Genomic DNA, 11,835 nt, shown 5'->3' with positions numbered 1-11,835 from the left:
GCTCTCAGGCAGGAACCGGTCCGGCCGGTCCGATCCTCGTCTGCGCCGGATCGGTCACAGCCATGGCCTGCACGGTCTGTCCCCGACGCAGGATGCGCCAGACCAGCGCGAGCAGGAGGAGGAAGGGCGGGGCGGCCAACGAGACCTCGACCGAGGCGGCGGCGTCCGTTCCGCCCAGGGCTTCATGCACCGCCCCCACGACGAAGCCGTGGCCGCCGACCATCCAGCCGAGCACGAGCAGGGCGACCTCCTCCCCGCGGCTCGCCCATCCCAGAAGATCGGGCAGCAGCAGGGCGAGGGCGACGCCGTAGAGCGGCAGGTCGTAATCGTAGGCGTAGGGGCTGACGAACAGGCTCGCAAACGCAGCGAGGCCGATCACCTGCCGCCGCGGCATTCCTCGCCAGAGCGCGAGCGGAATCAGGCCGAGGACCGCCACGGCCGTCGCCGCCTGGGCCGCCAGAGCGAGGCCGGCCGGCAGGTCGAGGCTGCGCAGCCACGCATAGACCGAGACCATCCGGAAAAGCGGGTAGGCCCCCGCGGCCAGAAACGTCTTGGCCTCTTCCACACCGCCGAAGAAAGCCGGCCAGATCGCCGGGCCGAGCACGAGGGTAGAGAGGAGCAGAGCGAGCGCGGTCGTCGCAGCGGCGACCCCGAGGCATCGCCAGCGGCGCATCAGGAGGGCGCAGACCGCGAGCCCGACCGCGAGATGCGGTTTGATCACCATCAGGCCGAGCGGCAGCCCGGCCAGCGCCCGCCCCCCCAAGAGGCCGAGAGCCGTCAGCCCGATCAGCGTGCCCGTGAGAAATCCGTTCTGGCCGCCGGCCACCGCGATGAAGAGGGTCGGCACCAGCGCGACAATGACGGTCGCGAAATGCGGGCCGGCGAGCCGGCGCAGGACGAGGAGGTAGGCGGCGAGCGTCGAGCCGACGAAGAGGAGATAGGCGAGACTGATCGGCAGGGGTGCCAGCAGCGCCACGACGAGGTTGAAGGGCGGGGGGTAGGTCCAGGGCAGGAAGGCCTGATCGCCCGTGAGAGCCCGCTGGGCCTCCAGCAGGGCCGGAAGATGGTAGGCCTGCGCGATGTCGCCCCGCCACACCATCCGACCGGCGATGTGGAAGGCGTCGAAATCCGTGATGTCCTGGGCGGGAAGCAACCCGGCGTAGCGGAGCCCCTTGCTGAGCATGAGGGCTGCGAGGCTGAGGAGGAGCATCCGCACCACGAAGGGGGTGGCCAGCCGCTCGTGAAGCCTCGGTGCGCGGCCAGGATCCTGCTCTGATCGGAGATCCATCATGGTCGAGCCGAAGCGGTCCGTGCCGGGAATCTTGTCCTTCGGCACAACCGCGCCGGTCCGCGACAAGCTTTGTCACGGGGCGATTTAAGAAGCCGTTATGGCCGTCGAGGGTGAACCCGTCGTTCGATTGCCCGCGCCGCGGCGGGCGTCCGCCGGAGGCAGGGAAACGGGCCCTCGGTCGGATTTCCTGCCGCGTCGTATGACGGGGTCGTCCGGCCGGAGTCCGTGGTTTCGCACGGAGCCCTTCAGAACGCCGTGCGGCTGCGGATCGCCGCCGTGAGGGTGCCCTCGTCGAGATAATCGAGCTCGCCGCCGACCGGCACGCCGTGGGCGAGGCGGGTGACCGTCAGCCCGAATTGCTTGATCGACTCGGTGACGTAGTGAGCCGTGGTCTGGCCGTCGACGGTGGCGTTGAGCGCCAGGATGATCTCCTTCACCCCCGGCTCGCCCGCCCGCTCCACGAGACGGGCGATGGTGAGGTGTTCGGGCCGCACCCCGTCGAGCGCCGAGAGCACGCCGCCGAGCACGTGGTAGCGCGCCTTGACCGCGCCGGAACGCTCCAGCGCCCAGAGGTCGGACACGTCCTCGACCACGACGAGGGTGGTGGGGTCGCGGGTCTCGTCCCGGCAGATCGTGCAGGGCTCGCTGGTATCGACGTTGCCGCAGGAGCGGCACACGACGATGCGCTCGGCCGCGACACGCATCGCGTCGGCGAGCGGTGCGAGCAGGGTCTCGCGCTTCTTGATGAGCTGGAGCGCGGCCCGGCGGGCGGAGCGGGGGCCGAGCCCCGGCATGCGCCCGAGAAGCTGGATCAGGCGCTCGATCTCGGGGCCGGCGACGGCTTGGGGCATGCGGGTGCGAAACGGCTGTGGCTGAGGGGAGCGGCGGGCGCCTTCCCTCACATAAGCCTTCCGCCGGGATTTTGCCCGTTCAGGATTCCGACAGCTTGGCCGCTGCATGGGGAGCCGGCGTGCAAATTTTATTTGAACCCATACCAAGGATTAGTTGACGGCCAAGCCGGAGACCGATCCATTGAACGGACGGGGCGGAGAACCTGCGTGCGGCGGCCCTGAGCGACCGCACGGACGCCCTACCGAGAACGCGAAACAGCCGGGCCGACCGGCGTGACGGCGCGATCAGGGGCCGTGAGGGAGGAACTATCCGTGAAGACCATCGGTGAATTCAACGCAGCCCACGGCCCGGAGGCGATCGGACTGACCGATCTCGCCGCCGTCCACTGGAACCTCGGCGCGCCCCGCCTCTACGAGGAGGCCCTGCAACGCGGCGAGGGACAGCTTGCCCGCGGCGGCGCGCTGGTGGCGACCACCGGCAGCCATACCGGCCGCTCGCCCAAGGACAAGTACGTGGTGCGCGATGCCAGCACCGAGAACGAGATCTGGTGGGACAACAACGGCTCGATCACGCCCGACCAGTTCGCGACCCTGCTCGACGACTTCCGCGCGCATGCCCGCGGCAAGGAACTGTTCGCCCAGGATCTGTTCGGCGGCGCCGACCCGGCCCACCGGGTGCGGGCGCGGGTCTATACCGAGTTCGCGTGGCACTCGCTGTTCATCCGCAACCTGCTGATCCGGCCCGAGCGCGACGAGCTCGCCGCCTACGTGCCCGAACTGACGATCATCGACCTGCCGAGCTTCCAGGCCGATCCGGCCCGGCACGGCTGCCGCTCCAAGACCGTCATCGCCATCGATTTCTCGCAGAAAATCGTGCTGATCGGCGGCTCGGCCTATGCCGGCGAGATGAAGAAGTCGGTCTTCACTTACCTCAATTATGTGCTCCCCGGCGCGGGCGTGATGCCGATGCACTGCTCGGCCAATGCCAGCCTCGACGAGACCGGTGATTCGGCCCTGTTCTTCGGCCTGTCCGGCACCGGCAAGACCACGCTCTCGAACGATTCCTCGCGCCAACTGATCGGCGATGACGAGCACGGCTGGAGCCGGGACGGCATCTTCAACTTCGAGGGCGGCTGCTACGCCAAGACCATCCGGCTCTCGCGCAACGCCGAGCCGGAGATCTACGCCACCACCGAGCGCTTCGGCACGGTGATGGAGAACGTCGTCATCGACCCGCTCACCCGCGTGCCGGATTTCGACGACGCGACGCTGACCGAGAACACCCGCTGCGCCTATCCGCTCGACTTCATCGCCAATGCGAGCGCCACCGGCCGGGCCGGGCATCCGAAGAACATCGTGATGCTGACCTGCGACGCCTTCGGCGTGATGCCGCCGATCGCCAAGCTCACGGGCGCCGAGGCGATGTACCACTTCCTCTCGGGCTACACCGCCAAAGTGGCGGGCACCGAGCGCGGGCTGACGGCGCCGGAGGCGACCTTCTCGACCTGCTTCGGCGCGCCGTTCATGCCGCGTCACCCCAGCGTCTACGGCAACCTGCTGCGCGAGCTGATGGCCGAGCACGGCGTCGATTGCTGGCTCGTCAATACCGGCTGGACCGGGGGCGGGGTCGGCACCGGGCGGCGCATGCCGATCCGCGTCACCCGTCGTCTGCTCTCGGCGGCGCTCGACGGCTCGCTGGCGCAGGTCGAGTTCCGCCGCGACCCGTATTTCGGCTTCTCGGTGCCCGTCGAGGTGCCCGGCGTCGAGACGCAGGTGCTGGCGCCGGTCGAGACCTGGACCAACAAGGTGGCCTTCGCCGAGACGGCCACGCGCCTCGTCACGATGTTCCGCGAGAACTTCAAGCGCTTCGAGAGCCACGTCGATGCCGACGTGCGCGCCGCCGAGCCGGTCGCCGCCGCGATCGCGGCCTGAGCGATCACAGCCCCTCCCCGCGCGAGCGGGGAGGGGCCCGACAATCAGTCGACCTGATCGGCGTAGACGGCCTCGGCGCCCATGCCCTCTTCGAGCATCATCCGGGCGCGGGCGCGCAGCTTCTCCGTCTCGCTCTTGAGCTGGCCGCAGGCCGCCAGGATGTCGCGCCCGCGCGGGGTACGCACCGGCGAGGCATAGCCGGCATTGAACACGAATTCCGAGAACCGCTCGATCCGCTCCCAATCCGAGCACTCGTATTTCGAGCCGGGCCAGGGGTTGAACGGGATCAGGTTGATCTTGGCCGGGATGCCCTTGAGCAGCCGCACCAGGGCGCGGGCATCGGCATCCGAATCGTTGACGCCCTTCAGCATCACGTATTCGAAGGTGATGCGCCGGGCGTTGCTGAGGCCCGGATAGTTCCGGCAGGCGTCGAGCAGCTGCGCGATCGGGTATTTGCGGTTAAGCGGCACCAGCTCGTCGCGCAACTCGTCGCGCACGGCGTGCAGCGAGATCGCCAGCATGGCGTTGGCTTCCAGCCCCAGCCGCTCGATCTGCGGCACCACGCCGGAGGTCGAGACCGTGATGCGCCGCCGCGAGAGGGCGAGGCCCTCTTGGTCCGACATCACCGCGATGGCGTCGATCACCGCGTCGAGATTGTAGAGCGGCTCGCCCATGCCCATGAAGACGATATTGGTGACGAGCCGGCCGGGCTCGCCGCCATCCTTGCCCGGCATCTGGCCGGTGAAGTCGCCGAGCGCGTCGCGGGCGACGACGACCTGCGCGACGATCTCCGCCGTCGAGAGATTGCGCACGAGGCGCTGCGTGCCGGTGTGGCAGAACGAGCAGGTGAGCGTGCAGCCGACCTGGGAAGAGACGCAGAGCGTGCCGCGGTCGTCGCCGGGGATGTAGACGCACTCGATCTCGGCGCCGCGGTTGTGGTCATGCGCGCCGGTGGGTGCCATGCGCAGGAGCCATTTGCGGGTGCCGTCGCGCGAGACCTGCGCGGTGACGACCTCCGGGCGCTCCAGCGTGAAGTGGTCGGCAAGCTGCGCCTTCAGGCCCTTGCCGACATTGGTCATCTCGGAAAATTCGTGCGCGCCGCGCACGTAGATCCAATGCCAGATCTGGCTCACCCGCATCCGCGTCTCGCGCTCGGGCACGCCCATGCCGAGCAGCGCCTGCTTCAAGCCCTCGCGCGTGAGGCCGACGAGGGAGGCCTTGCGGCCGGGCAGGGTCGAGAGGGCCGTGACCTCGGGCGCCTTCTCGATTGCGGGGAGGGCGCGCGATGCGCCCGGGGCGGAGTCGAACGACGCCGTCGCCATGGCTCTAGACCTTAGGAAGCTGGAACAGCTCTCATATAGGCGCATTCGGGCAGGAACGCGACTGCGCCCATTTCCGGGGAGAGGCCGAGATTTCGCAAGGAGCGCTGGTTTCGCGCGGAGCGCTTCAGTCCTGCAACTCCGCCTCAAGGAACGCGCGCACCTCCGCCGCGTCGATCCCCGGCGCGATGAAACTTTCGCCGATGCCGCGGGCGAGAATGAAGGTGAGCTGCCCGTCGCGGACCTTCTTGTCCTGGGCCATGGCGTCGAGGAGCGCGTCCGGGTCGCCGGCCCCGCCCGGCACCTGTTGCAGGCGGGTCGGCAGGCCGGCGAGCGCGAGGTGGTTGGCCACGCGCCCCGCATCCTGGCCGGGGCAGAGGCCGAGCCGGGCCGAGAAGCGGAAGGCGAGCGCCAGACCGATCGCGACGCCTTCGCCGTGGACGAGGCGGGCCGCGTCGTAGCCGGTCAGCCGCTCCAGGGCGTGGCCGAAGGTGTGGCCGAGATTGAGCAGGGCCCGCTCGCCGTCCTCGCGCTCGTCACGGGTCACGACCCCGGCCTTGGCGCGGCAGCAGGCGGCGACCGCCTCGTCGCGCTCCGGCCCGCCGGAGAAGATGCCGGCCCAGTTCGCCTCGCACCACTCGAAGAAGCCCGCATCCCCGATCAGGCCATACTTGGCGACCTCGGCGTAACCCGCCCGCATCTCGCGCTCCGAGAGCGTATCGAGGGCGGCGGTGTCGGCCAGCACGAGGCGGGGCTGGTGGAAGGCGCCGATGAGATTCTTGCCGAGCGGCGAGTTGATTCCGGTCTTTCCGCCGACCGAAGAATCAACCTGTGCGAGCAACGTCGTCGGAACCTGGAGGAAGCGGACGCCGCGCCGCAGGGAGGCCGCCGCGAAGCCCGCGAGGTCGCCGACCACCCCACCGCCGAGCGCCACGACGAGGTCCCCGCGCTCGATCCTCTGGGCCAGGAGCCCGTCGCAGACCCGAGCAAATTCCGCGTAGCTCTTGGACGACTCGCCCGGCGGGACGGCGATGATTCCGCAGCGCAAACCGGCGGCTTCGAGGCTTGCCCGCACCCGCTCGCCATAGAGGCCGGCGACCGTCTCGTCGGTGACGATGCCGGCGGCCCGGGCACCGAGATCCCGCGCCTCTGCGCCCACCGCATCGATGAGGCCTCGGCCGATTCGAATGTCGTATTCGCGCCCACCCGACAGGGGAACGTGCACACGCGATGGTTGCTGCGCCATGGGGAATGTCAAATGTTGTGATTGTGTCGTATGAGACGGGTTGATGTGGATATCGAGAGCTTCCATCACGTCCTCCACCACGCGGTCGTGGGACACCTCGCGGGACAGCACCGTGACATCGGCTTGGGCATAGACCGGATGGCGCACCTCCATCAGCGTGCGCATGGTCGCCTCCGGATCCTCGGTCTGGAGCAGGGGGCGCGTGTTGCGTTTGCGCACGCGACGCATCAGCACTTCAAGGTCGGCCTTGAGCCAGACCGAGATGGCCCCCTCGGCGATCCGCGCCCGCGTCGCCTCGCGCATGAAGGCGCCGCCGCCGGTGGCCAGCACCATCGGCCCCTCGCGCAGCAGACGGGCGATGACCCGCTCCTCGCCCTCGCGAAAGCTGGCCTCGCCGTAGATGGTGAAGATGTCGGCGATGGTGAGCTTGGCCGCCGCCTCGATCTCGTGGTCGGCATCCTTGAACATCAGTCCGAGGCGGCCGGCGAGCCGGCGCCCGACGGTGCTCTTGCCCGCCCCCATCAGACCGACGAGCACGATCGACCGGGCTCCGAGGCCGCGGCGCAGACGTGCTTCGATGGGTTCGCCGGGCGCCGGCGCCGGCGGCAGGGGGAAGATCATCGGGCGGTCATAGACGGTTTTGCGGACGCGGCGAAGCGTCCGGTACCGTCGTCGACGCCGAGTCGAAAGCCCTACGATCGCACCTTTAGTGCAATCCAAACGGGATCCGCAGAAAAACCGGGTCCGGGAGGGGTTGCAAAGTGCCGCGCGGAGGGGAAGGCTGATACGCGAGCGCGTGGGACGGCACCGCTCTCGATCAGGCTCGCTTGGTCGAGTGCCCCCACGCTTGTTGTCTCTGTGCCGGGAAAATGATGTTGCCGTATGGATCTCTCACCCTTCCCGTCACCCTGGCCGAGAGCGAGAGGGAGGCGTGCGATCCGGTCTCCGATCCCCGTGGCAGCCCTCCGCGATCGTCGCGCCTCACCGGCCCGGCCGCCCGCGCCCGGTCCACACCGGTCTCGACGGATGCCCGGCTGCTCGCCATCGCCACGGAGCATCTGACCCGGCTCGGTCCGAAACGGGTGACGGTGGTCGCGGTCGCGGCGGAAGCAGGCATGACCCATGCCAATGTCTACCGCTACTTCCCCTCGAAGGACGCCCTGCTCGATGCCGTCGCCGGGCGCTGGCTGCGCGATCTGGAGACGGAACTCGCCGGCATCGCCGACGCGCCCGATCCGGCCGATGACAAGATCGAGCGCTTCGTCAGCGCGCTGGCCAGCGCACAGAGCGAGATGCTGACCCGCGAACCGAACCTGTTCGCCGTGCATCTCGATGCCACCGTCGCCTCCCGTCCGATCGCCCGCCGCCATCGCGTGCGGCTGCGCGCGCTCGTCGAGCGCGTGGTGGAAGAAGGCATCGGCACCGGCGTCTTCGCCGCCCGCGACCGTGAACGGGCCATCGCCGTCATCTTCGACGCGAGCTACCGCTTCACCCATCCGGTCGCGATCCAGCACGACGCGGATGTGCCCCGCGACCTGCTCGACGCCCGGCTCGGCGCGGTGATCCAATCGATCCAGCGGGCGCTGCGGACCGGGACTTTCTGAATACGGAATATGATCTCAGTGCTGCATCGCGGCGGGACCGGGATGCCACTCAATGACAGAATATAAAACCTGTCACCGACACCTTGCCGGCTGCGCTTCGATCGGCCGGGGCGACATAAGCCCCTGGAAACAAGGAGCTTTTATTGAGACCTTCCGGGTTCGACACGTCGTCCGGCCTCGGTACAGCCCCGCTCATCCGAAACTGGGTCGGGTTGAAGCTCTGTGGCTTTTCCGCCAAACACCGCCCCCATCAGAATTGATCGGCGAAGGTTCGAACGCAGCGCACCATCCACACTCTCGCTGCTCCCCTTTCCGAACCGTCGCGAATTCCGACCGGAGGCTAGACCATCCATGGCACGCAGCAAGATCGCGCTCATCGGCGCCGGACAGATCGGCGGCACGCTGGCTCATCTCGCCGGTCTCAAGGAACTCGGTGACGTGGTGCTGTTCGACATTGTCGACGGCGTGCCGCAGGGCAAGGCGCTCGACATCGCCGAATCCGCTCCCGTCGATGGCTTCGACGCCAAGTATTCGGGCGCCAGCGACTATTCCGCGATTGCCGGGGCCGACGTGGTGATCGTGACGGCGGGCGTGCCGCGCAAGCCCGGCATGAGCCGCGACGACCTCATCGGCATCAACCTGAAGGTGATGGAAGCGGTCGGCGCCGGCATCAAGGCGCACGCGCCCGACGCCTTCGTGATCTGCATCACCAACCCGCTCGACGCGATGGTGTGGGCGCTGCAGAAGTTCTCGGGGCTGCCCACCAACAAGGTCGTCGGCATGGCCGGCGTGCTCGACTCCGCCCGCTTCCGCCACTTCCTGGCCGAGGAGTTCGGCGTCTCGGTCGAGGACGTGACCGCCTTCGTGCTCGGCGGCCACGGCGACGACATGGTGCCGCTGACCCGCTACTCGACGGTGGCCGGCGTGCCTCTGACCGATCTGGTCAAGCTCGGCTGGACCACCCAGGAGAAGCTCGACACCATGGTCGAGCGCACCCGCAAGGGCGGCGGCGAGATCGTCAACCTCCTCAAGACCGGCTCGGCCTTCTACGCCCCCGCCGCCTCCGCCATCGCGATGGCCGAGAGCTACCTGCGCGACAAGAAGCGGGTGCTGCCCTGCGCAGCCTATCTCGACGGCCAGTACGGCATCGACGGCCTCTATGTCGGCGTGCCGGTGGTGATCGGCGAGAACGGCGTCGAGCGTGTCCTCGAAGTGACCTTCAACGAGGACGAGAAGGCGATGTTCGAGAAGTCGGTCAATTCCGTGAAGGGCTTGATCGAGGCCTGCAAGAGCGTCAACGACAAGCTCGCCTAAAGCGCCGTCAGGCTCGGCGGCGGGAGGCTCGAGCCGCCCGCTCAGCCCTCCCTCCTGCCCGTCCGACGAGGTCTCGATGAACATCCACGAATACCAGGCAAAGGCTGTCCTGAAGGAATTCGGCCTGCCCGTCTCCCGCGGCGTGCCGATCTTCAAGCCGGAGGAGGCCGCTGCGGCGGCCGATGAGCTCGGCGGCCCGGTCTGGGTGGTGAAGTCGCAGATCCATGCGGGTGGGCGCGGCAAGGGCACCTTCAAGGGCGCGCCCGAGGGCGCCAAGGGCGGCGTGCGCGTCACCAAGTCCAAGGACGAGGTGGTGCAGTTCGCCCGCGAGATGCTCGGGCAGACGCTCGTGACCGTGCAGACCGGCGAGGCCGGCAAGCAGGTCAACCGCCTCTACATCGAGGAAGGCGCCTCGATCGCCGCCGAGTTTTATCTGTCGATGCTGGTCGATCGCGAGACCGGCCGCGTCGCCTTCGTCGTCTCGACGGAAGGCGGCATGGATATCGAGCAGGTCGCCCACGACAGCCCTGAGAAGATCGTCACCTTCTCGGTCGATCCGGCCACCGGCATCATGCCCCATCACGGCCGCGCCGTCGCCAAGGCGCTCGGCCTGTCCGGGCCCCAGGCCAAGGAAGCGGGCGCGCTCACCGAGAAGCTCTACGCGGCCTTCACGGCCAAGGACATGAGCATGCTGGAGATCAACCCGCTGGTGCTCACCGGCGAGGGCGGTCTCAAGTGCCTCGACGCCAAGATCTCCTTCGACTCGAACGCCCTCTACCGCCACCCCGAGATCGTCGCCCTGCGCGATGAGACCGAGGAGGACGCCAAGGAGATCGAGGCCTCGAAATACGACCTCGCCTATATCGCGCTCGACGGCACCATCGGCTGCATGGTCAACGGCGCCGGCCTCGCCATGGCGACGCTCGACATCATCAAGCTCTACGGCGAGGAGCCGGCGAACTTCCTCGATGTCGGCGGCGGCGCCTCCGAGGAGAAGGTCACCGCGGCCTTCAAGATCATCACCGCCGACCCGCAGGTGAAGGGCATCCTCGTCAACATCTTCGGCGGGATCATGAAATGCGACGTCATCGCCCGCGGCGTGATCACGGCGGTGAAGGCGGTCGGCCTCGAAGTGCCGCTCGTGGTGCGCCTGGAAGGCACCAACGTCGAGGAGGGCAAGGAGATCATCCGGAACTCCGGCCTCAACGTCATCCCCGCGGATGATCTGGACGACGCCGCGCAGAAGATCGTCGCCGCCGTGAAGAAGGGTTGAGCTGACAGATGTCCATTCTCATCGACCAGAACACCAAGGTCATCTGCCAGGGCTTCACCGGCAAGAACGGCACCTTCCATTCCGAGCAGGCCATCGCCTACGGCACCAAGATGGTCGGCGGCACAAGCCCGGGTAAGGGCGGCTCCACCCATCTCGGCCTGCCGGTGTTCGACACCGTGGCCGAGGCGCGCGAGGCCACCGGCGCCGACGCCTCCGTCGTCTACGTGCCGCCGCCGGGCGCGGCCGATGCGATCTGCGAGGCGATCCAGGCGGAGATTCCGCTGATCGTCTGCATCACCGAGGGCATCCCGGTGCTCGACATGGTGCGGGTCAAGCGCGCGCTGGAAGGCTCGAAGTCGCGCCTGATCGGGCCGAACTGCCCCGGCGTCGTCACCGCGGGCCAGTCGAAGATCGGCATCATGCCGGCCAACATCTTCAAGCCGGGCTCGGTTGGCATCGTCTCGCGCTCCGGCACGCTGACCTACGAGGCGGTGTTCCAGACCACCGTCGAGGGGCTCGGCCAGACCACCGCCGTCGGCATCGGCGGCGATCCGGTGAAGGGCACCGAATTCATCGCCATGCTGGAGCTGTTCCTGGCCGACCCCAAGACCGAGTCGATCGTGATGATCGGCGAGATCGGCGGCTCGGCCGAGGAAGAGGCGGCGCAGTTCCTGGCCGACGAGGCCAAGCGCGGCCGCAAGAAGCCGATGGTCGGCTTCATCGCCGGCCGCACGGCGCCCCCCGGCCGCCGCATGGGCCATGCCGGCGCGATCATCTCCGGCGGCAAGGGTGGCGCCGAGGACAAGATCGCGGCGATGGAAGCCGCGGGCATCCGCGTCTCGCCCTCGCCGGCCCGGCTCGGCTCCACGCTCGTGGACGTGTTGAAGTCCAGGTGATGAAGAGTTGAGGGGGTCTGTAACCGGGACCTGCGCGGCTGTGTTGCACCGCACGCGTGCTCGGGCGACCCATATGGAAGAACATGTCGGGGCGCGACCGTGCCCCGGC

General features: G+C 68.4%; 9 protein-coding genes. 5 read left to right on the top strand and 4 right to left on the bottom strand.

What is annotated here, in order from left to right; genetic code table 11:
- Nucleotides 1–4 precede the first annotated feature (4 nt).
- Nucleotides 5–1,336 carry a glycosyltransferase family 87 protein gene (locus ASF53_RS23125; protein ID WP_286134663.1) on the bottom strand — a complete coding sequence of 444 codons (1,332 nt, stop codon included), beginning with the start codon at nt 1,334–1,336 and terminating at the stop codon, nt 5–7.
- Nucleotides 1,337–1,536: 200 nt separating this feature from the next.
- On the bottom strand, nt 1,537–2,142 hold the full coding sequence (recR, locus tag ASF53_RS23120) for a recombination mediator RecR (protein ID WP_056204478.1): 606 nt from the start codon (nt 2,140–2,142) through the stop codon (nt 1,537–1,539).
- 312 nt (nt 2,143–2,454) lie between these two features.
- On the opposite strand from recR, the gene ASF53_RS23115 reads away from it, so the two are divergent.
- Nucleotides 2,455–4,074, top strand: coding sequence for a phosphoenolpyruvate carboxykinase (locus ASF53_RS23115; protein ID WP_056204474.1), 1,620 nt, complete (start codon nt 2,455–2,457; stop codon nt 4,072–4,074).
- Nucleotides 4,075–4,118: 44 nt separating this feature from the next.
- On the opposite strand, the gene rlmN is transcribed toward ASF53_RS23115, so the two are convergent.
- Nucleotides 4,119–5,396 (bottom strand): dual-specificity RNA methyltransferase RlmN, encoded by a 1,278-nt coding sequence (gene rlmN / locus ASF53_RS23110; RefSeq protein ID WP_056204471.1) that lies wholly within the window; start codon nt 5,394–5,396, stop codon nt 4,119–4,121.
- A gap of 124 nt (nt 5,397–5,520) precedes the next feature.
- Nucleotides 5,521–7,260: a 3-dehydroquinate synthase gene (gene aroB / locus ASF53_RS25445; protein ID WP_082482943.1), complete on the bottom strand. Its 1,740-nt coding sequence runs from the start codon at nt 7,258–7,260 to the stop codon at nt 5,521–5,523.
- Between the two features lie 251 nt (nt 7,261–7,511).
- Here aroB and ASF53_RS23100 point away from each other — a divergent pair, with 251 nt between their 5' ends.
- From ASF53_RS23100 to sucD, 4 genes are all read left to right on the top strand, one after another.
- Entirely contained in the window at nt 7,512–8,243 is a 732-nt protein-coding gene (locus ASF53_RS23100; protein ID WP_056204468.1) for a TetR family transcriptional regulator, read from the top strand.
- A 351-nt stretch (nt 8,244–8,594) separates the two neighbouring features.
- Nucleotides 8,595–9,557: a malate dehydrogenase gene (gene mdh, locus ASF53_RS23095; RefSeq protein WP_056204466.1), complete on the top strand. Its 963-nt coding sequence runs from the start codon at nt 8,595–8,597 to the stop codon at nt 9,555–9,557.
- A gap of 76 nt (nt 9,558–9,633) precedes the next feature.
- On the top strand, nt 9,634–10,830 hold the full coding sequence (gene sucC, locus ASF53_RS23090) for an ADP-forming succinate--CoA ligase subunit beta (protein WP_056204463.1): 1,197 nt from the start codon (nt 9,634–9,636) through the stop codon (nt 10,828–10,830).
- Nucleotides 10,831–10,838: 8 nt separating this feature from the next.
- Nucleotides 10,839–11,726: a succinate--CoA ligase subunit alpha gene (sucD, locus tag ASF53_RS23085; RefSeq protein WP_012253228.1), complete on the top strand. Its 888-nt coding sequence runs from the start codon at nt 10,839–10,841 to the stop codon at nt 11,724–11,726.
- The last annotated feature ends 109 nt before the right edge of the window (nt 11,727–11,835 follow it).

The sequence above is a fragment of the Methylobacterium sp. Leaf123 genome (assembly GCF_001423405.1).
Taxonomy (GTDB): Bacteria; Pseudomonadota; Alphaproteobacteria; order Rhizobiales; family Beijerinckiaceae; genus Methylobacterium.
The sequence above is the reverse complement of the archived record's forward strand: the minus strand, read 5'-3'. Positions and strand labels throughout refer to the sequence as shown.